Genomic DNA, 22,828 nt, shown 5'->3' on the forward strand with positions numbered 1-22,828 from the left:
AAATTGAACATGAAAAAGATTGTATTATCACTAAATATATTATTGCTCTTAACAGGAGTAATCAGTGCACAGGAAACCATCTATCCTGGAAAAGCACAAAAAGGAGTTGTATTCATTAAGAACGGTACTGTTCACGTTGGAAACGGAACTGTTATTGAAAACGCGACCATAAAAATAAACAATGGTAAAATTGAAGAAGTTGGATCCAATATTACTGTTCCTGCTTCAGGAGCAGAAGTAATAGATGCTACTGGAAAACAGGTATATCCGGGGTTGATTTTACCTGCCTCTAATTTAGGACTTACTGAAATTACAGGGGTTCGTGCCACCAACGATTTCAATGAAATTGGTGAAATGAATCCAAGTATTCGTTCCATTGCTGCTTACAATGCAGATTCTAAGATTACGAATACATTAAGATCGAACGGTATACTTTTAGCCCATACGGCACCAGTAGGAGCATTGCTGGCTGGACAGTCTTCCGTAGTACAACTGGATGCATGGCATTGGGAAGATGCGGCTTATAAAATGGATAATGGAATGCATCTTTATATGCCAAGCCTTTTGGGCAGACCTGGTGGTAGATTGGGTGCTTTATTTGCACAGTTTATGCCACAGGCACCCACTGATCCTACCAAAGCGGCATTGGACCGACTAGAAATAGTTAAAAACTATTTTAGAGAAGCCAAAGCCTATCTGGCTGGAACACCAAAAGAAGTGAACCTGAAACTGGAAGCAGCCAGAAGCTTATTCGAGAAAAAACAAAAATTATTTGTTCATGCATCTCAGGTTAAGCAAATGTTGCTGGCTATAGACTTTGCTAAAGAATTTGATTTCAATGTGGTTATCATTGGCGGCTCAGAAAGCTGGCAGATTGCTCCATTGTTGAAACAACACAATATTGGGGTTATCCTTTCTCAAATGCACGATCTACCAACCCTGGATGATGATGATATTGATCTGCCTTATAAAGCCCCTTCTATTCTACAGAAAGCCGGAGTTTTGTTCTGTATCAATGATGATGATCCTCAGAACAGGGGTAGAAATCTGGCTTTTAACGCAGGTACTGCAGCTACCTATGGTTTAAGCAAAGAAGAAGCACTAAGTGCAATCACCCTGAATGCTGCCAAAATTCTGGGAACAGAAGCTACCACAGGTTCTATTGAAAAAGGAAAAGACGCCAATATTGTCATTAGTGCCGGAGATATACTAGACATGCATACCAGTATTGTTGAGCAGGCTTTTATCCAAGGCAGAAAAATTGTACTGGATGATAAGCACAAACAATTGTATGAAAGGTATAAATATAAATATGGTATTAAATAAACTGATATACCTGCTTATCGGCGGTCTTTTACAGACATAGTTGAATAAGTTTTAGTCCCGGTTGCCTTTTCCAGGTAACCGGGATTTTTATTTGAAAGACATATAAGAGAGCAGGGCAACCACCTATTTACTACCTTAGCTGAATGGAAAAAAAATTATTTCTGCTAGATGCTTTGGCTTTAATATACAGGGCTTATTATGCCTTAATCAGAAACCCAAGAATTACATCTAAGGGAATCAATACAAATGCTCAGTTTGGATTTACTTCTACTTTATTCGATTTAATAAATAAAGAAAAACCTACACACCTTGCGGTATGCTTTGATACACATGCTCCTACTGAAAGACATACTGATTTTACAGATTATAAGGCCAACAGACAGGAAGCTCCGGAAGACCTATTGGCATCACTTCCGGATATACAAAGAATTATCCGGGGTTTTAATATACCGGTGGTAGAAATAGATGGCTATGAAGCGGATGATATTATTGGAACATTGGCCTGGCAGGCAGCCGATAAAGGATACAACGTATACATGGTTACGCCCGATAAAGACTATGGTCAGTTATTGATTCACCCGCATGTTTATATTTATAAACCACCGGCTTATGGAAATGCAGAAGAAATTTTAGATGCCGAAAAAATATGTGCCAAGTGGGATATTTCAAGAGTTGAACAGGTGGTTGATATGCTTGGATTAATGGGCGATGCCGTAGATAATATACCAGGCATTCCCGGTGTTGGAGAAAAAACAGCTGCTAAATTGTTGAAAGAATATGATACACTCGAAAACATACTGGAAAATGCAGACAAAATAAAAGGAGCTTTGGGAGAAAAAGTAAGGGCCGGAAAAGAGTCAGCTATTATCAGTAAAAAACTAGCAACAATAATAACCAATGTACCAGTAGAATTTCATGAAGAAGATTATAAACTAAAAGACTGGAACAGAGAAGAACTGAATGCGGTATTTACTGAGCTTGAATTTAAAACACTGGGTAAAAGAATACTTGGTGAAACTTTTAATGCTTTTCAGGCAGCACCCGTTGCTGTACAAACAGACCTGTTCGGAAATGCAGTAGAAGAGAAAAAAACGGTTGAAAAACAGGTAATAGATGAAGATAATAGTTATGGATTGGTAGCCGAAAAAAATATAGAAAACACTGCTCATGAATATACTTTAATTGAAACAGAAGAACAACTAAAAGGGGTAGTTTCATTATTGCTTCAACAAAAAGAAATTTGTTTTGATACAGAAACAACCGGCACAGATGCCAATAATGTAGAACTAGTTGGAATGAGTTTTTCTTTTGAGAAAAATAAAGGCTATTATATTCCATTCTCCAGTAATCAGAAAGAAGTAAACGAAAAACTGAAGTTGTTACAATCACTTTTTAATAATGAAAATATTTGCTGGATTGGACAGAATATAAAATACGATTTATTGATTTTAAAATGGTATGGTATTGAACCAAAAGGTAGTCTGTTCGACACCATGCTTGCTCATTATGTTATTGAGCCGGAAGGTAGACGAAGTATGGATTTGCTTAGTGCACAATATCTCGGATATGAACCGGTTTCCATTGAAACATTAATTGGAAAAAAAGGAAAGAACCAGGGTAATATGCGCGATGTTGCAATAGATAAAATAAAAGAATATGCGGCAGAAGACGCTGACATAACATTGCAACTTAAACATTGTTTTGCTCCACTATTAAAAGAAAAAGAGGTAGAAAAAGTATTCTATCAAGTAGAGAATCCTTTGGTAAGGGTATTGGCTGATATGGAATATGAGGGTGTTAAAATAGATGAATCCTTTTTAAATGACTATAGTAAAGAATTAGAAAGGGAAGCAAAAAAATGTGAGGAAAATGTTTATGAGCAAGCCGGTGTCCGTTTTAATCTTGCATCACCCAAACAATTGGGTGAAGTTTTATTCGACAAATTACAATTAGATCCAAAAGCTAAAAAAACAAAAACCGGACAATACGCAACCGGAGAAGATGTATTATTAAAATTAGCCAGTGAACATAAAATTGTAGATGATATTCTTGGTTTCAGAGAACTGACCAAATTAAAATCAACTTATGTTGACGCACTACCTGAAATGATTAATCCCAGAACAGGCAGGGTTCATACATCCTATGCGCAAGCAGTTGCTGTTACAGGAAGACTAAGTAGCAACAATCCCAACTTACAGAATATACCTATCAGAACAGCCAGGGGAAGAGAAATTAGAAAAGCATTTATTCCACGGGAGAAGGGACGAATTTTAATGAGTGCTGATTATTCACAGATAGAGTTGAGGATAGTTGCTGCCATCAGCGGTGATCCCAATATGTGTGAAGCATTCAAACAAAGAAAAGATATTCATACTGCAACAGCAGCCAAAGTATATGGAGTATCGGAATCTGAAGTAACCAAGGAAATGAGATACAAGGCAAAAAGCGTCAACTTTGGTATCATCTATGGTCAAGGAGCATTTGGATTGGCCGAAAATTTAGGCGTCAGCAGAAAAGAAGCACAGGAAATTATTAGTAACTACAAGAAAGAGTTTCCTTTTATTCAGAAATACATGGATGATCAGATCAATTTTGCCAAAGAAAATGATTTTGTTCAGACCCTCATGGGAAGAAAACGCTGGTTAAGAGATATTCATAGTGCCAATTTTACCGTAAGGGGGTTTGCTGAAAGAAATGCCATCAATTCCCCCATTCAGGGAACTGCCGCAGACATGATTAAAATGGCCATGATTAAAATACATCAAGAGATGAAAAAGGGAAACTGGGAATCTAAAATGATTTTACAGGTGCATGATGAATTGGTTTTTGATGCTGTAATAGAAGAAGCAGATCAACTTCAAAAATTAATTATTGATTGCATGGTATCAGCACTTCCCCTACCCAACGATGTACCTGTTGAAGCAGAAGTAGGAAGAGGTAATAACTGGTTAGAAGCACATTAATATATGAACTGGGAATTTTACTTTGCAGCATTTCAGAAAATCAGCAGCAGATATTTTATCGTTGCACTGAGTGGTTTTTTAATCTTCTATGTGATTTTCAGAAGAATGTTTTTTTACAGGAAAATTCAGCAAAAGTTTCCGGCAAACAGTGACTTTAAAAGGGAATTGGGGTATTCTTTGCTTACTATGCTCATCTTTAGTTCTATTATAGTATTTCTAAACAGTCCCGCTATTGTAATGTATACTACCAGGTATCAATCAATAAGTGAATACGGATGGTTTTATTATTTCAGTGTTTTTCCTATACTATTTATTATGCATGATTTGTATTTCTATATCATGCACCGCATAATGCATCACCCATCTCTTTTTAAATATATTCATCTGGTCCATCATAAATCAACCAATCCCTCTCCCTGGGCTGCATATGCATTTCATCCCCTGGAAGCCATCATTGAGCAAGGAATTGTTGTAATTTTTTATTTTACCCTACCCATTCATATAAGTCATTTAGCCATTTTCTTTCTTTTCTCCATTGTTTACAATGTATATGGTCATCTGGGATATGAATTGTATCCAAAAGGTTTTAATAAAACATGGATTGGAAGATGGATTAATACTTCGGTAAACCACAATCAGCATCATCAGTATTTTAAAGGAAATTACGGACTGTACACTTTAATATGGGACCGCATTTTTGGAACCATCAGAAAAGATTATGATGCACAATTTGAAACAATTTCAAAAAGACAGCCGGATAGTTAAAATCTAATTACTTCTTCTTATACAAGGGTACGGTGCTGCAGGGCTCACCATACATAATGCTTTTGGCGAAAGGTCTTAATAATGCGGTAATTTTTACATAAGCAGAAGCTGGTACAGGATCTTCACCACATCCTTTAACTACAACACGTTGATCCGTATAATCAGACGGGTTAATACCATTGAGTGCATCCAGCAGTAAGTGTTCGCGTAGAGAAACTTCATTGCCAAAATGTATAGACTTAGCAACCGGAGTTAAATAAACAGCCACGAGCATATTCGCCCACATAGGAATAATGGCATCCGCACTGCAGGTGATGGCAACATGCACATCTTTATATTCGTTCCAATCGGTATTTAATAAAGCAGCCCTGAAATCTTTCTCTTTTAAGATTAGACCCATGAATAGATACTCTTTTAAATCAAAAACCTTAATCGGGTCCTTTGAAAAATAAGACTCCAGATCAAGGCTGATAATGCCACTCTGTTCTACTTTGTTAACAATTGGTTCCATAACAGCATAAAATTAGAAAGTTTCACTGTATCCTGTTTACGAGAGGCGCAAAAAAAACCCACTCGATGGAGTGGGTTTCTATTTGTCAGTTTAACGATTAATAAAAATCAAAACGATTATCCTTAACAGTTGCAGCTTTTCTAAGTGCTTCCACACTTCTGTAAGCAGCCATTTTTCTATTTTGTATTAAGGTTTGTTTTACAGATTCAGGTAAGGCATCGGCAGCTTTTGCACCGATATTCTCAACCTTAACCGCATACACACCGGAATTACCGGCAATTAAAGAAGAAGCTTTTCCAACATTTGCTTTGTTGAAAGCAGCACCTACCATTTTAGGTTCGTTGCCTACACCATTTACAAAACCAGCGTTGAACGCTATACTATCTGCTCTAAGAATAGAAGTACCGGAAGATTTTGCTAATTCCTCAAGTGTGCTACCTTTTAACTTAGTATCAATGATAATTTTGGCTTTCTTTTCATTTCTGATAATTCCTTCAACCAATGGTCTTGCTTCGGTTGCACTCATTAAACCAGCTTTATTAATTCCGCTGATCATGGCTACAATAATCTGATCACCTACTTCTGTAGGATCAGATACTGCTCCTTCTTTATTCTCATAAATCCATCTAACCAAAGAACGGGTATTAGACATTGTGCCAACTGTGAAATCATTTTTCTTAATATCACTTGCAGGCAAAATGGGCTTGGCCAGTTTGGCAGCATTTTCATTGAAAGCTTTTGCAGATTTTGCAGAAGCTGCAAATGTTGCTGCTGCTGTATTGGCTTCATTCACTGTTTCATTACTGCTGATAATTGGTTTAGCCAGGTAAGCAATTTTATAGGCAGCAGCACGATTCTTTTGACCCAAAACTTCAATGTAATGATAGCCGTAGTCGGTTTTTACAACACCTTTTGATCCTACAGGATTATCAAAGGCAAAATCATTAAAAGGAATAACCATCTGACCTTGAGGGAAATAATCATAAACTCCGCCCTTATCCTTGCTACCACCATCATCAGAATACTTTGCAACAAGACCATTAAAATCGGCTCCTCCTTTAATGGCAGTTTGAATACTATCCACTAATTTTTTTGCAGTTGAATCATCACGAACCATTTGTCCTGACTGAGGATCATTGGTTCCAATTAAAATATGTCTTACAGAAACACTATCGGGCCACTGCTTAATACCAACCATTTTTGCAATAACAAAATTGTTACCATCAATATATGGACCAAATACACCACCTACCGGTAAACGGGTAATGGAATCTTTGTTCGCTACCATAATTCTGCTTCCACCAAAATAGCTATTATAATAAGGTAACTCTGTACCCACCTTTCCTAAAAATGCAGCAGCATCAGTAGTTGAAGCAAATTCATTTTTCAATGCAGTAATTTGAGACAATGTTGCCGCCGAATCAGCAGAAGTAGGAGCAGCACTAAAGTTTACATAAACAATAGATCTGGTTTCTTCTTCCTTTTTGAACTCATTACTGTGTTTTTTTACATAATTATTGATATCTGCATCAGAAACTTTTACCGTTGAATCTGGTATTGCTACATATGGATATAAAACATAAGAAGCATTGGCTACCGCATTATTATCAGCCTGTTGTTTTTCAACCAACCATTTTGGTACATACACAGACTGCAATAATAAATTCTGGTATTTATTTCTCAGACTATTCTGAATGGTTGGTTCAATGTAACCAGCAGTAATCATTCTAACTTGTTCTGCATTTTTACTCTTTTTTATTTGAGCAAATGCTTTTTTTGCATCATCCACTTTAAAAACTCCGGTAGCAGGATCTGTAAATTCCTGACGCAAAGGTGAATTTTCACCAAATAAAATGTCATTTAATTCTTTAGCAGATACAGATAAACCTAATTTTTCAAATTCCTGGTTTAATACAATATTATCTACCTCCATATTAAAAACATTCCCGATTAACTGTTCACGGGTAGCTCCCTGACCGGCATACATGGCTTCCTGATTTTTCAGGCGCTCTTCAAAAGTACCTCTATCAATAGTAGTACCATTTACTTTTGCAATAACTGAACTGTTTGAAAAGGCAGAACCACCACGTCCTGCTCCATCTTGAAGAATAAAAGCAATTAAAGCAACAGCAATAATTACAAAAATGATCCAAGTGCCTCGATCACGAATTGTTTGAATTACAGACATAATAAATAATTAATATATAATTTATCCCGATTGTACACGGGGAGGCAAAAATAAGGGAAAATCAAGTAGAATAAGATGTGGAAAAATATGCACATTATTCTGTTAGTAAACCTAAAAAGCAGTGGAAAAATCGGTTTTTCAAGAAAAATACTGTGAAAAGAAATAGAACAAATAGGTAAAAATCCGGAAGCTCGGGGGTGTATTGAACAAAACTACCCGTATTTATACCTGTTAATTAACAGTGCATCAAAAGTGAATAACCCAAAAACAGGTTGGTGAATTCAGTTATACCATGATGTTAATAAACAATAAAAACTAACTCTAATCCTAATTAAATATGCTGAATAAAAATGTGAATTGCTGTGTATAAACGAACTAAGCTTAGCTTTGCACTATGTGTGTAACTAAGTTATCCCGATATACACATGACTAATAGTAGTAGTTGATTTTATATAAATAATTATTAAATATTATTACTTTGAATATTCACATTGCAAAAGAGAAATTAGCAGAAAACGGATTTTTAGATTTGGAAATTGATCCTGAATTGGATCTCTTTGCAGAGATAGAAAAATTAAAAAAGAAAAAAATGCCGTTTTACTCGCCCACTATTACCAGGATACCGATATACAGGATGTGGCAGATTATATTGGCGATAGTCTGGGTTTGGCCCAGCAGGCAAAACAAACTACTGCTGATGTGATTGTTTTTGCCGGAGTTCATTTCATGGCAGAGACCGCAAAGATTTTAAATCCTACCAAAAAGGTACTTTTACCTGATTTAAAAGCTGGTTGTTCTTTAGCAGATAGCGCTCCCGCAACTATTTTCAAGGCTTTCAAAGAAAAATATCCCGATCATCTGGTTGTTTCCTATATCAATTGTACGGCAGAAATAAAAGCCTTGAGTGATATTATTTGTACCAGTGGAAATGCCGAGAAAATAATTGAAAGTATTCCTGCAGATCAACCAATCATATTTGCACCTGATAAAAATTTAGGTGCATACCTGAATAAGAAGACAGGCCGCAATATGGTGCTATGGAATGGCGCATGTGTTGTACATGAAATTTTTAGTCTGGAGAAAATTGTAAAATTAAAAATAAGACACCCCGAAGCAAAACTGATTGCTCATCCTGAATGTGAAGAAGCTATTTTAAATATAGCTGATTATATAGGTAGTACCACTCAATTATTAAAGTATACACAAAGCGATTCTAATAACGCATATATTGTAGCTACAGAAACAGGTATCCTGCACCAAATGCAAATAAATAATCCTGCTAAAACATTTATTCCTGCTCCACCTAATAATAACTGCGCCTGTAATGATTGTCCATACATGAAATTAAATACCCTGGAAAAAATTTATCTGTGTATGAAATATGAATTACCTGAAATTCATATGGATGAATCATTGAGACTACAGGCATTAAAACCTATGGAACGCATGATGGATATCAGCAGAGCTGCCGGACTAATTGGTGGTTAAGCTGTATTTAACATATTATTCTATTTTTAAATTAAAAGAAAACAAATAATTCATATCAAAGCAGCAAATGCCAGATATGAAAAGAGCCTACTCATGGATATTGACCCTATTATTGTTTTCAGTATCCTGTTATAAGTCAGAAGAAACAATGGCCTTGATATCAATACCAATGCGGATAATGGTGCAGGATTGGGTGCATTTAAAACTCATACGCTTAGAAATATAGCATTAACAGCAGCTGAAAAAACAGCATTGGTGGCTTTTATGCGCACTTTAACCTATGCCAGCATTGCTACAAATACAAAATGGTCTAATCCATTTAAGTAAAATTTTTAATATCAATCGGCTGTTTACCCAATCAAAGAAATATTCCATTGATTGCAGTACAAATTTTTTAGCTTTAGCCAAAGCCATAAAATGAAGTACCTGATTTTTGCACTCTGTTGTTTTGCTTCTGTTGCAAAAGCACAAAATAATACCGACAGCAAACGGTATAAAAAAGTACATCAGCGCGCAATAATGGCCGATTCTCACAATGATTTATTAACCGCTTCTATTGAAAAGAATTTACGGATAGATCAGGACCTGCGCGGTAAAACCCATTCCGACTTACAAAGATTTAAAGAAGCGGGTGTGGACGTTCAGATTTTTAGTGTATGGTGTGATGGCGATAAAAAACAACCCTATGCCTGGGCCAACAGAGAAATAGATACTTTATATGCAGTTGCTGCCCGCAATCCCGAAAAAATTCAAATTGTTCAGGACTTCGCTGACATTAAAAAAGCAGTAAAGAAAAATAAACTGGCTGCTTTATTTGGTGTAGAGGGCGGACATATGATTGAAGGGGATTTAAATAAACTGGAAGCTTTATACAATAGAGGTGTCCGTTATATGACCTTAACCTGGAACAATTCTACAGAATGGGCTAGCTCTGCAATGGATGAATCTTCATTAGCAAATCTGAACAAAGACAATGCAAATGCCCTAGGGCAGAAGCGTGAAAAAGGTCTCAATGCTTTTGGCAAGGAAGTAATTAAAAAAATGAACGATCTGGGTATGATGGTTGACCTGAGTCATGTAGGAGAAAAAACATTCTGGGATGCCATTCAAACAACCACCAAGCCGGTACTGGTTTCGCATAGCAATGCCTATACACTGTGCCCCGTCTTTAGAAATTTAAAAGATGATCAGATTGATGCGGTTGGAAAAAACGGTGGTGTTATTCAATTGAATTTTTATTCTGCCTTTATCGACAGTTCCTTTAAAAAAAGAGAGAAAGCATTTCTTCTGAACAAACAAGCAAAAATTGATTCCCTTGTTGCAACAGGCATGCAGAAAGAATATGCACAGTCGATGATTGTAGACATGTATAAGGAAGAATCCATTGCCATACAACCTCCAATGGAAATGTTATTGGCACACTTGGACTATATAGTTAACAGAATAGGAGTGGACCATGTAGGCATGGGATCTGATTTTGACGGCATCAGTGCCAGCCCTAAAGAGTTGACCGATGTAACCAACTATCCTTTAATTACAAAAGCCTTACTGCAAAGAGGCTATTCAAAAAAAGACGTTTACAAAATAATGGGCGGAAACTTATTGAGAGTAATGAAAGCCCAGCACAATTAATAATTATCCAAACAACTGTTTTATGAGGAAAATTTTTCTGAGTGTCAGTTTGCTTTTTGCGGGAACAATGTTGATGGCACAGGCAACACAAAAACCCCCGCTTCACGGAAAAAACTGGATGGCCATAACTGGAAAACCACTGGCGGCAACTGCAGGATCCATTGTATTTCAACAAGGGGGTAATGCGGTAGACGCAGCCTGTGCTATGTTGGCGGCAACCTGTACGATGTGGGACGTATTGAGCTGGGGAGGTGAAACACAGGCCATCATCTACAATCCAAAAACAGGAAAAGTAATTGGCATTAATGCTTTGGGTGTGGCGCCCACCGGAGCAACCCCGGAATTTTTTAAGTCAAAGGGATATCAGTTCCCTCCTGAATATGGTCCGCTGGCAGCAGTAACGCCCGGTACTGTAGGAGGACTCATTCATATGTTGTCTGAATATGGCACGATGAGTTTGAAACAGGTATTGGCTCCTGCCATGCAACTGGCTGCCGGATATCCGATTGATGCGCAGACCGCCAATAGCATCGAAAGAGGAAAAGACCGCATTAAACAATGGCCGTATAGCAAAAAAGTATTGTTGCCTCATCTGGGCGAAAAAAGAGAAGCCCCGGAAGCTGGTGAAATTTTTGTGCAGCAGGATCTGTTGAATACCCTCACAAAACTAGTTGAAGCAGAACAAACGGCATTGAAAAATAAAAAAACCAGAAAGCAGGCTTTGCAAGCGGCATATGATCGTTTTTATAAAGGAGATATTGCTGATGAGTTTGTAAGAGGTGCTCAGGAACAAGGCGGATTAATTACTAAACAAGACTTGGCGAATTGGAAAGTGAAAGAAGAAACACCTGCAATGGTCAATTACAAAGGCATTGATGTGTACAAATTAACCCAGTGGACACAGGGTCCCTCTATGTTGCAGGCCCTGAATATTCTGGAAAATTTCGACCTGAAAAAAATGGGTTACAATTCTCCTCAATACATAAACACTGTTTATCAGTCGATGAGTCTGGCTTTTGCAGACCGTGATTTTTATTACGGCGACCCTACTTTTGCCCCTACCCCTCAGCCCATGAGCGGCTTATTAAGTAAAGACTATGCAAAACAAAGGGCAGCTTTAATCAACCCGGAAAAAAACAATGCCCTGGTTGCCCCGGGTGACCCCTATCCTTTTGAAGGAAGAACCAATCCCTATAAGGAACAAATAAAACAATGGAATTTTACCATTGACAGCACCGGCAAAAGAAATTTTGTACCTGCACATGATAGTTCCGTTACAGCCAAAGCTGAAGTGGAGGAATATATGGATCGCTTATGGAGAGGTACTACTTCGGTGGAAGCGGCAGACAAAGATGGTTGGGTAGTTTCTATTACCCCTAGCGGGGGATGGTTACCGGCTACCATTGCGGGAAATACCGGTATTGGTATGAGCCAGCGTATGCAGAGTTTTGTGCTCGACGAAACCATTAATCCTTTTAATGTGGTTGCTCCCGGAAAAAGACCCCGTGTAACCTTAACTCCTTCTATGGCATTAAAAGACGGTAAACCCTATTTGTCTTTTGCCGTACAGGGAGGTGATACCCAGGATCAGAATCTCCTGCAGTTTTTCCTGAATATGGTTGAATTCAACATGACCGTACAACAGGCATCGGAAGCAGAAAATATCAATACCAATCAACTCTGGTTATCTCTGGGGGGTACTAAAATTAAAGACCGAATGCCCAGAGCCGGAGACCTGCTGCTTTCTGCCAGAACTCCCGAACCAACCAGGGAAGCATTGAAAAAAATGGGCTACAAGCTGAGTTTTGGACAAAGAACCAGTGGCCCCATCAATGCTATTTTCATTGACCGCAAGCACAAAAGTTTATGGGGTGGATCCTCTAATAATGGGGAAGATTATGGAATTGGCTGGTAGGGGTTAAAAAATTCAAAAGACCTGAATAAATACGCTGCCCAAATACAGGGTGGCGTATTATATTTGGTACCTGAACGGGAAAACTAAACCGATTAGCAAAAAAATACTAAAAAAATTAGTTTAAATCAATAGGATTGAGTAGTTTTACTTTCTCATCCATTAAAGACACGATAAAACAAATATTATGAGCAATGCAGAAAAATTAAAAGCCCTCAAGCTTACCATCGACAAGATTGACAAAGATTTTGGAAAAGGTAGCGTAATGATGATGAATGAAAAAAGCGCTGCTCCTATGGAAGTAGTTTCAACAGGATCGCTGGGACTGGATGCTGCATTGGGTGTGGGCGGATTACCAAAAGGTAGAATTGTAGAAATATACGGACCGGAATCTTCTGGTAAAACCACGGTTGCCATTCATGTGATTGCCGAAGCTCAAAAGAAAGGAGGCATGTGTGCCATCATTGATGCGGAACATGCATTTGATAGTGCTTATGCACAAAAATTAGGAGTTGATGTAGACAATCTCTTGATTTCACAACCCGATTATGGGGAACAGGCCCTTGAAATTGCCGACCGTTTAATTCTTTCCGGTGCATTGGATGTGGTAGTGATTGACTCTGTTGCTGCATTGGTTCCTAAAGGAGAACTGGAAGGCGAAATGGGAGACAGCAAAATGGGATTGCAGGCAAGACTGATGAGTCAGGCTTTAAGAAAATTAACAGCCACCATTAATAAGACCAATACCATTTGTATTTTCATTAACCAGCTTCGTGAAAAAATTGGTGTAATGTTCGGTAATCCCGAAACAACAACTGGTGGTAACGCTTTGAAATTCTATGCTTCCGTTCGTTTGGACATTAGAAGAATGACTCAGATTAAAGATGGGGATGCGGCTGTTGGTAACCGCGTTAAGGTAAAAGTAGTAAAGAATAAAGTTGCTCCTCCTTTTCGCGCAGCAGAATTTGATCTGGTATTCGGAGAAGGAATCAGCAAAGTGGGTGAAATCATTGATATGGGTGTTGAAATGGGCATCGTACAGAAAAGCGGTTCCTGGTTTAGTTACGAAAGCAACAAGCTAGGTCAGGGAAGAGAAGCCGTGAAAGCTTTATTGCTCGATAATCCGGAATTATCCAATGAAATTGAAGCAAAAATTAGAGCCAAATTAATTACAGTTACAGAAGCACCTGCTCAGGCTGCTGAAGAATAATGACGTTTTTTGATGGGTTAGTAAATGGCCCTGGCTAGCAATAGCCGGGGCTTTTGTATTAAATAATGTTTATTGAATAATAATTCACCCTATTTGCTCGTTTAACAAACACTTAGTGGCCATTTTTGGCACTGTTTAACTATTCGTGCATATGAACGCAAAGGTACCCGGACAATTGATCCTTCGCGGCCGCATCATGCAATCCCTATTCTTACTGGGTTTGCTATTCGGCGGGTTTGCCTATGCACAAAAGGGAATCGGTTTTGATATCCGCCCATTTAAAAAAGAAGCCATTTTCAGAGACGATGATAAAATTGGCTACAATCTTCGATTTAGAAACAATACCAAAGAAAAAATCAGGGGCACCATCAAAGCCAAAGTAATGAATTATAAGGGCGAAGAAGTGTTCAATCAGGAAATGGGTTTTACCATGGATGCCCGAAAGGGATATATGAAAGACCTGTATCTCGAAAACGATCGAACCAAACCGGGCTTCTATCAGCTCCAGTTAATGGTTTCAGCCAATAACTATGTAGACACTTTATTATTTGGTTATGGTGTGGATCCTGAAAAAATATATGCCAACGTAAACCGGCCTGCAGATTTTGATCAGTTCTGGGACGATGCCAGAAGAGAGCTGGTGAATATTGATCCGAAGTTTAGGGTTACCCGAAGAGGAGATCAGAGCACTCGTGACGTTGATGTATTTCTGGTTGAATTTCAATCGCTGGAATTCCAAACCATACGAGGGTGGTTGTCTGTACCCAAGCGAAAAGGAAAATTTTCTGTGATTTACGAGCTGCCCGGATATCTGCAGGATTTACGTCCTGATTCACTTAGAACCGATATGGCCGTATTCAGATTAAATGTTCGTGGACACGGAAATAGTAAGGACAATACAAACGCCGATTACAATACATTTAATATCATAAATCTAAACGACCGCAATAAATATATCTATCGCGCAGTTTATATGGATGCACTTCGAGGCTTAGATTTTATATACCGTCACGAGTACCTAAAATTTGACCTTAAAAAAGTGATAGTAAAAGGAGAAGGACAAGGCGCAGTGTTGGCAACGGTTGTAGCCTCTTTAGACAACCGTCCTCAGGGATGTATCATTGAAAGGCCTGTGTACACAGATATGAGAACCCTGTTCTTTATGGCTGGTTCGCAAAAAGTGACGCCCTGGCCAGTAGCCAACTTTCAGACCTATTTAAAAAATCCAAGAAACCGGTTAAACCAGGAAGGGCTGTTTCGTATATGGGATTTTTTTGACCCCGTCAATTTTGCTCCCAATATCAGATGCAGGGTACTCTTTGGCCACAATCAAAAGAATACGCTTTGTCCGCCCCAGGCGGCCATTGCCTTATATAACCAGATCCGGATTGATAACAGAAATATATACATGAGTTTGGACGAAAACGGAATGGATGAAGTGTATTATCGTTATGAAAGTTTCTGGATGAAGAAAATTCTCTGAGTTTCAAAAATGTAATGATGAAAAAAATTGTAGCACTTATTGTAGTTGTTTTGTTGGTTAATGCAGCAAAAGCAGGTTTCCCTATTGGAAGGGGTAAATACCTGATAGTTCCCTCCTACAACTTATATATGGCAAAAGGATATTGGGATGCAAACGGAAATTATTTTGCTTATTCCAATAATGGAAGATTCGCATCGCATTATTTTGGTTTGTACGGCGGTATTGGCATTGGTGAAAAACTCGATTTTGTCGGGAACATCTCTTACGTGATGCAGCGAAAACTTGAAACCGGATCAAGTCAAACCAATTCGAGCCTCGGCGATGCCAGTTTTGGCCTATCCTATTTGCTGAACACATTTGATTACTCCAAATTTTTAACGGTTACCGGCTCTTTGATTGTTCCGTTGTATACCAATGATGTAAATAAAACCCCTTTTACTGGTTTTCAGCAAGTGGGTGGTGAAATAAAATTCACTTATTCAGGTTCTAATGGAGAACGCTATTCCAATACGTATTTTGATATTAATTTAGGGGTAAGACAATATTTTAGCCCGGAGGGCCCAACACAGGTATTCGGAGATGCTTTACTGGGTATTCCGCTTGACGAAGACAATAAGCTGACCTTCCAGCTGGCCGGTACCAAATCTACCAGTACACAAACCCTGTTCAATCCGAACAATTTGTTCTTAAACCGACAGTTTAATTATTTTAGATTAACCGCAGGATATGGTAGAAGAATCAGCCAAAATCATCAAATTTTCTTCACATTGTTTACAGATGTAAGCGGAAGGAATACGGGTAAGGGTGGCGGAGGTGCTATATCATTGGTGGCAGAACTATAAAAAATCTATAATTAATGACGGCAAAAACATATATCCCATCCTTAACAGGGGTTAGAGGCCTTGCTTCTATTTTGATATTTTTTCATCATTTTAATCAGCAGGATTTTCCACCGTTATTGTTCAGGGTCTTGAATGAATTTCATTTCCCCCTCTCCATGTTCTTTGTTTTGAGTGGATTTTTAATTTGTTTGCGCTATTATGATACCGTAGAATTATCCGGTAGCTGGATGCGGAAATATTTAAAAAACAGAATTGCAAGGGTATATCCCATCTATCTGATTTTAACAATTGCCGTTTTTTTATATGCCTGGATAGCCAATGATAACAGTATTTACAACGGAAAGAACAGTCCGGCCACTTTGTTTATCATGAACATAACTTTTCTGCGTGGATTTTTTGATGACATGAAATTTACGGGGATTGCACAAGGTTGGTCATTAACCGTAGAAGAGTGTTTTTATTTTTCCGCACCTATTTTCTTTTTGCTAATTAAAAGAAGCAGAATTTATTTTCTGGTGGCTCCATTAGTAGTTACCGGTCTCGGAGTTTTGTTGGTGCTGATTTTTAGAAATGTAGATTTTTATGGATTCTTTGGTTCATTTAAGTTTTTATTTATCTCTACTTTTTTAGGAAGAACAGTTGAGTTCTTTTCGGGTATGGTACTTGCCATGATTATTAGAAAGGCAGACGACACGGTAAGTAATTTTTCCTTGTTCACCTGGCTGGGTATTATCGGAATTGGCTGCACCAACTTAATAATGATTAATCAGCCAATCAGCGCTGAAGTGCCTTTTGCGCTATACCAACCAATTGGTATTTTTACCAATAATGTAATACTACCTGTTTTCATTTGTATGTTCTTTTATGGATTAATTAAAGAGAATTCAATCCCTAAAAAAATATTGGGTAGCAAAATTGGTGAATTGGTTGGCAAAAGTTCTTATATCCTTTATTTAATCCATTTGGGCTTTATCTCGAATCTTACATCCAACTGGTTACACAATACTGCTGATTCTTTTTATGCCTGGTTAGATAAAAATGAATACTGGTGGTTGTCTGAACACCTTAATTATACCGCACTGGTCTTGTTTTCTCACCTCTTTATCCTTACAATTATTTCGATTATTTTATATAAGTTTATAGAAGAGCCTATTAATTTATACATCAGAAAGTCGAATTTCTTAGAAAAGAAAACCGCAAGATGATATTTAAGTTCCAATACCGAATCTCAGCACTACCATTGATTTTCTTGATATCGGGAATCATTTGTTTTGCAGATAATGGCTTTGCCCAGAAAAGCAAAATCAAAGACCCGGTTATTGTAAATATTTTACCCTACAATAAAAAAGCAAGGTTCAACCGTAAGTTTCCGGTTAAGTATAAAATTCAATTCATTAACAATCTCAAAGATGCACAGGAAGGAACTTTGATTTATACGGTTTATGATAATGCCAATCAGGAAATATTGCAAAACAGTCTGGATGTAAAAGTCAATGCTAAAAAAACGCTTACAGCCAATTTTGATGTACCCATTGAAAAAGAAGGAAACTATACCATTAAAATGGCCATTGAACTAACCAATTTCAATAGCAATTATGATGGCAGCTTTGCTTATATAGGCCCTCCCAGAAAATCTAAAGACAGAAAACCGTCTACCCAACAGGAACCCATTGTTAATACACCCCCTGTTAACTGGTCTGCAGATAATTTATCTGGCGATCCCGGCAGACAAAGCCTGGGTGCAGATCAGGTTGGAGAAGCGCCGCCGCCAGAGGAGGAAGCCTATGAAGAGGGCGAAATGATCATTAAGCTAAAGCCCTACAAAAAAGATGGTGTTTTCTATTCCGGAGAAAAAATTAAGTATTCTGTTTCCATCGCCAATAAGTATAAAGTAAAACAGGAAGGAACATTCACTGCCATCGTTGAAACAGAAATGGGTCAGGTGGTTAGTAAAACACAGGTAAAACTAAAAATTGCACCCAAGGGTCAGCGAAGCTTTCAGATAGAAATACCGAAACCTGAAAAGGAGGGCATCTATAATTTAAGAGCAGCCACCAATACATCAACTTACGACGACACGGCGCAGTATGCTTTTGGCTATGAAATAGGAAGAATTAACAGACCGTATTATTTGCCACCGGATTTTGATGAGTTCTGGCAAACAGCCATGAGCGATTTGGCAAAAGTAGATCCTCAATACAAAATAACCCGTAGCGAAGAGCATAGCACCAAATACCATGATGTTTATCGTGTAGATATGGTAGGGCTGGATGAGTTTCCTTTTTATGGATTCTTATCTATTCCTAAATTAAAAGGAAAATACCCGGTTATCATTGGATACGGCGGATATAAAAAAGAAGTGTTTCCCTTATTGTTTGATGAGTTTATTTCATTTGCTGTTAACGTAAGAGGCATTGATAAAAAATATCAGAAGGAATTTAATCCCGACGATAAAGAGCAGATAATGATAAACGCAGAAGATAAGAATGCGTATGTATATAAGGGCATTTACATGGATTGTATCAGGGCCGTTGACTTTGTGTATTCGCATGAACATATGGGCATGGATTTAAGCCGGGTTTTAGCATTTGGTGGTAGTCAGGGGGCAACCATGGGTCTGGTAACTGCTGCATTGGTGCCAGACAAGATTAACGCCGTAATTGCCAGCAACCCGGTTTTTGCTGATTGGAAAAACAGTTTTGCTGTTGGAAAAAGTAAACGAGTATTGACCTTCCCTTCTGATGCAATTGTGAGATACCTGAAAGACAATCCGGATTTTACCGAAGAACAAATGCTCGAGACCTTTAATTATTTCGACCTGCAGAATTTTATGCCCAAAGTGCAATGTCCTGTTTTGTATGCTGTTGGTTTGCAGGATGATTTTATTTCTCCAAGCAGTGCCATTGCGGCGTATAATAAATTAAGAATGGATGCAAGAGCCGCCAGTGAATTATACATATTCCCGGATCTGGGTCACGAAATTCCGGTGTATCATAACTCATTTATCGGAATCTGGTTTGCCGAACAAGCAGTAAAAAGACGGAAAAGATAAATACATGCAATTGTCTAAATCATATATCATTTTTCTTTTTACGGTAATGGCGCTTTCCGTTGGTGAGGCCAGGGCCGACTATCCTATAGGTAAGCGTAGAACAGCCATCACTGGTACCTTTAATTATTTTTATTCAGACAAGTTTTTTGATGCAAACGGAAAGTTGACGAACAATTTTCCCGGAGATTATTTTCAGTCTACTTTTTATAGTTTAAATGTAATGCATGGCCTTGGCAGAAGAATTGATTTAACGGCTACTTTACCTTTTGCAAAACAAACCCTGGTTAATGGTAATAATTCTGAAACCAGATCTGGTATAACAGATATTAATCTTGGCTTGTCTTTTCATTTTCCATCTGTGGATTATAAACGCTATTTCACTTTAAAAGCGGCAGTGGGTGTACCCGCTTATCAGAATAATCAAACCCCCTATCTGGGATTTGCCTCTAAAGCAGTGATGATGGGTGCTAACTACTCTTTTACACCCTATAAAAACGGATATGCCATTCTTGAATTTATGTATACCCGCTTTTTAGATTCACAGGATGGCCCTAACCAGTACAGAGGATCCTTAACAATCGGGAAAATGTACAATAAACACACATCAGTAACTGCATCCATTGCGCATCTTGTATCTCAAAGTGTGAATACTGCATTTAACCCCAATCTGCAATTAAATAAAAACTTCAACGCTGCCACTATGAATGTAAGTGTTGGAAGAAAAATAAACCGATCCATTACACCAACTATTCAGGCATATTACACATTGTTGGGCCGTAATGCAGGATTGGGTTTGGGTGTTAATTTCTTTGTTACCGTAAGATTACCGTAGAAAATTTTATTCTTTGTTATACAGGATTATTAAGCCCTTTATACGAATTGCCCTCTATTTTTTCTTCAGAAAAATCCATGTAAGCTATTCAACTGTATATGCTATAAAAGGTCCGGTATTAATTACTGCCAATCACCCCAATTCTTTTTTAGATGCCATTTTAATTGGGGCATATTTTAAAAAGCCTATTCATTTTCTGGCAAGAGGAGATGCTTTTAAAAAACCCGTACACCGGTTTTTATTAAGCCTGCTCAATATGATTCCCATTTACAGATTAAGTGAGGGAAAGGAAAACCTTTACCTGAATGAATATGCATTTAAAGCTTCTCAGAAAGTGTTGCAAAACGAGGGTATTGTACTCATATTTATAGAAGGAATTTGTTTGTTAACCAATCAGCTACAGCCGTTTAAAAAAGGAGCAGCCAGAATTGCGCTTGATTACAAAGGAAAAAAACCGTTACAGATTCTCCCGCTGGGCATTGCCTATAATCGATTTAATACCTGGGGGTCAACTGTACAAATTATTCCAGGAGAACCATTACCGGTAGAAAGCTTATTCCCATTTAATGACAGGGCAAAAAATATGCGCCATTTTAATGATTGTATACAACAGGCGATGAATCCCTTAATAAAATTGCCCCAAAATGAAAAGCCAACTCAAGACAATATTGTGAAATTTTTTGGACAGATTGGTTACGTATTACATCGCGGGATTTTCCATTGGCTGAATGCCCGAATAGTAAGGAAAACCCGCAACACGGTATTCCATGATTCTGTTTTATTTGCTTCTTTATTTCTTTTTTACCCACTGCTAATGGTGATTATTGGTATATGGGTTATTTACTTTTTTGGGTGGCTGAGCTTTCTGCCATTATTGATGTTATTGATTATGGCCAGGTGCATTGTTTTGGTGAAAAATCCAAACGAATAATGGTTCAGCTCAATAATATTGCTAATTTGTAGGAACCATGAGAAACAAATTACTTCTGCTAAGTCTGCTATTCGTTATAAAGACAAGCGCACAGGATACCATTTCAAAAAAAGACATTGCATCTGCAGCAAAACTTTTTCATTTGCAATTCAACGAAAAAGAAATTGATACCATGTATGTGGGTATCAAAGACAATGTAAAAGTCTATGCTGATATGCACAAAGCCAGTATTCTCAACAGCGTTCCCATGAGTCTCTGGCAAAATCCCATTGTGCCCGGACTGGAACTGCCCACCAAACAAAAACCAATAAAATGGAAGTTAAATAAAGGAGTAGCACTTCCGCAACAGCTGTCAGAACTGGCGTTTTATAGTGTATCCGATTTGGCCGCACTTCTTAAATCAAAAAAAATTAGCTCCGTAGAACTAACACGTTTCTTTATCAATCGCATTCGCCAATACGGAGACAGCTTACAATGTGTTATATCCATTACCGAAGAACTTGCCATGGCGCAGGCAAAAAAAGCAGATGATGAAATTGCTGCCGGAAAATACAGGGGCTTATTGCATGGCATACCTTATGGCTTAAAAGACTTGTTTTCGGTGAAGGGAACAAAAACCACCTGGGGCGCAGCACCCTATAAAGATCAGGTTATAGACGAAGATGCTTATGTGTATAAACGGCTTTCAGAAGCGGGTGCTGTATTGGTTGCCAAGTTTACGCTTGGCTCACTGGCCATGGGAGATTATTGGTTTGGTGGTAGAACCAGAAACCCCTGGAATTTAAAAACAGGTTCTTCCGGTTCCTCTGCAGGTTCTGCTTCTGCAACGGTAGCCGGATTGGTTCCCTTTGCCATTGGAACAGAAACCTGGGGTTCAATTATTTCTCCTTCTTCAACCTGTGGCGCAACAGGTCTAAGACCAACTTTTGGAAGAATCAGCAGAACGGGTGCAATGGCATTAAGCTGGAGCCTAGATAAAATTGGCCCTATCTGCAGATCCGCAGAAGACGCTGCCATTGTATTTAGTTATATACAAGGCACAGATGGTTTAGACAGATCAGCGATAGATGTCCCCTTCAACTATCAGCCAGATGGAGAGATTAAAAAACTCAGGATTGGATATGCAAAAAACTATTTTGACTTAATCAGAGATACTTCCAGAGCCGAATGGAAGGTATTGAACACTTTTAAAGAGCAGGGTATTGATTTGATTCCAGTTGAGTTTCCGGATACAGCAGTATATAAAGCAAATATTATGGATGTTATCATCAGCGCAGAGTCTGCAGCAGCTTTTGATGAATTAACCCGTTACAATATTGATGATGAATTAACCAGACAGGGTCCTTTTGACTGGCCTAATAGTTTCAGGGTCTCCAGATTGGTTCCGGCAGTAGAATATGTAAATGCCAACCGAATTCGCTATCAGCTGCAGCAAAAAATTCATGCAGCCCTGAAGGATATTGATGTATTAATTTGTCCCACAAGAGGAAGTGGAAATCAGTCGGCTATTACCAACTTAACGGGGCAACCGGTTGTGTGTACCCCCACAGGTTTTGATAAAAGAACCGGACTTCCAACCAGCATTAGTTTTATAGGAAACCTATTTGACGAAGCTTCTATATTATTAGCGGCCAATTATTATCAATCCTTAACCGATTGGGAAACCATTTTCCCACCAAACTTTCTCAAATAG

17 protein-coding genes are annotated in these 22,828 nt (G+C 38.2%); 15 read left to right on the plus strand and 2 right to left on the minus strand.

All coding sequences use genetic code 11. The annotated features are described in order from the left end of the window. Positions 1–9: 9 nt before the first annotated feature. The 3 genes from F777_RS0102715 (at position 10) to F777_RS0102725 (ending at position 5,054) form a co-directional block, all read left to right on the plus strand. Positions 10–1,326: an amidohydrolase family protein gene (locus tag F777_RS0102715; RefSeq protein WP_026750700.1), complete on the plus strand. Its 1,317-nt coding sequence runs from the start codon at positions 10–12 to the stop codon at positions 1,324–1,326. A 143-nt stretch (positions 1,327–1,469) separates the two neighbouring features. Continuing rightward, the gene (polA, locus tag F777_RS0102720) at positions 1,470–4,289 is read left to right on the plus strand and encodes a DNA polymerase I (protein WP_026750701.1); all 2,820 of its coding nucleotides are present in this window, start codon (positions 1,470–1,472) and stop codon (positions 4,287–4,289) included. 3 nt (positions 4,290–4,292) lie between these two features. Next, on the plus strand, positions 4,293–5,054 hold the full coding sequence (locus F777_RS0102725) for a sterol desaturase family protein (RefSeq protein ID WP_026750702.1): 762 nt from the start codon (positions 4,293–4,295) through the stop codon (positions 5,052–5,054). A 7-nt stretch (positions 5,055–5,061) separates the two neighbouring features. Here F777_RS0102725 and F777_RS0102730 read toward each other — a convergent pair whose 3' ends face one another. Together F777_RS0102730 and F777_RS0102735 are read right to left on the minus strand one after the other, a co-directional pair. After that, positions 5,062–5,565 (minus strand): DUF2480 family protein, encoded by a 504-nt coding sequence (locus tag F777_RS0102730; RefSeq protein WP_026750703.1) that lies wholly within the window; start codon positions 5,563–5,565, stop codon positions 5,062–5,064. Positions 5,566–5,662: 97 nt separating this feature from the next. Continuing rightward, positions 5,663–7,753, minus strand: a complete 2,091-nt coding sequence (locus tag F777_RS0102735; protein ID WP_026750704.1) for a peptidylprolyl isomerase — start codon at positions 7,751–7,753, stop codon at positions 5,663–5,665. Between the two features lie 627 nt (positions 7,754–8,380). Between F777_RS0102735 and nadA the strand changes: the two genes are divergently transcribed. The 12 genes from nadA (at position 8,381) to F777_RS0102795 (ending at position 22,828) form a co-directional block, all read left to right on the plus strand. Then, a complete protein-coding gene (nadA, locus tag F777_RS15480; protein ID WP_235785967.1) occupies positions 8,381–9,241 on the plus strand; it encodes a quinolinate synthase NadA in 861 nt (286 codons plus the stop codon). Positions 9,242–9,430: 189 nt separating this feature from the next. After that, positions 9,431–9,568, plus strand: a complete 138-nt coding sequence (locus F777_RS17970; RefSeq protein ID WP_161631474.1) for a hypothetical protein — start codon at positions 9,431–9,433, stop codon at positions 9,566–9,568. Between the two features lie 90 nt (positions 9,569–9,658). Further along, positions 9,659–10,873 (plus strand): dipeptidase, encoded by a 1,215-nt coding sequence (locus F777_RS0102750; protein ID WP_026750705.1) that lies wholly within the window; start codon positions 9,659–9,661, stop codon positions 10,871–10,873. A 22-nt stretch (positions 10,874–10,895) separates the two neighbouring features. Further along, the gene (locus tag F777_RS0102755) at positions 10,896–12,788 is read left to right on the plus strand and encodes a gamma-glutamyltransferase family protein (RefSeq protein WP_026750706.1); all 1,893 of its coding nucleotides are present in this window, start codon (positions 10,896–10,898) and stop codon (positions 12,786–12,788) included. A 184-nt stretch (positions 12,789–12,972) separates the two neighbouring features. Beyond that, a complete protein-coding gene (recA, locus tag F777_RS0102760; RefSeq protein ID WP_026750707.1) occupies positions 12,973–13,995 on the plus strand; it encodes a recombinase RecA in 1,023 nt (340 codons plus the stop codon). A 151-nt stretch (positions 13,996–14,146) separates the two neighbouring features. After that, positions 14,147–15,478, plus strand: a complete 1,332-nt coding sequence (locus tag F777_RS0102765) for an acetylxylan esterase (protein ID WP_026750708.1) — start codon at positions 14,147–14,149, stop codon at positions 15,476–15,478. 17 nt (positions 15,479–15,495) lie between these two features. Continuing rightward, complete coding sequence (locus tag F777_RS0102770) at positions 15,496–16,320, plus strand: hypothetical protein (protein WP_037369065.1); 825 nt, start codon at positions 15,496–15,498, stop codon at positions 16,318–16,320. Between the two features lie 14 nt (positions 16,321–16,334). Continuing rightward, positions 16,335–17,525: an acyltransferase family protein gene (locus F777_RS0102775; RefSeq protein WP_026750710.1), complete on the plus strand. Its 1,191-nt coding sequence runs from the start codon at positions 16,335–16,337 to the stop codon at positions 17,523–17,525. Continuing rightward, entirely contained in the window at positions 17,522–19,372 is a 1,851-nt protein-coding gene (locus F777_RS0102780) for an acetylxylan esterase (protein ID WP_026750711.1), read from the plus strand. Before F777_RS0102775 ends, F777_RS0102780 begins: the two co-directional genes overlap by 4 nt. Positions 19,373–19,376: 4 nt before the next feature. After that, entirely contained in the window at positions 19,377–20,204 is an 828-nt protein-coding gene (locus F777_RS0102785) for a hypothetical protein (protein ID WP_037369067.1), read from the plus strand. Positions 20,205–20,217: 13 nt separating this feature from the next. Continuing rightward, the gene (locus F777_RS17140) at positions 20,218–21,135 is read left to right on the plus strand and encodes a 1-acyl-sn-glycerol-3-phosphate acyltransferase (protein ID WP_051408383.1); all 918 of its coding nucleotides are present in this window, start codon (positions 20,218–20,220) and stop codon (positions 21,133–21,135) included. A gap of 37 nt (positions 21,136–21,172) precedes the next feature. Continuing rightward, positions 21,173–22,828 (plus strand): amidase, encoded by a 1,656-nt coding sequence (locus F777_RS0102795; protein WP_026750713.1) that lies wholly within the window; start codon positions 21,173–21,175, stop codon positions 22,826–22,828.

This window comes from Sediminibacterium sp. C3, assembly GCF_000508085.1.
Classification (GTDB): domain Bacteria; phylum Bacteroidota; class Bacteroidia; order Chitinophagales; family Chitinophagaceae; genus Sediminibacterium.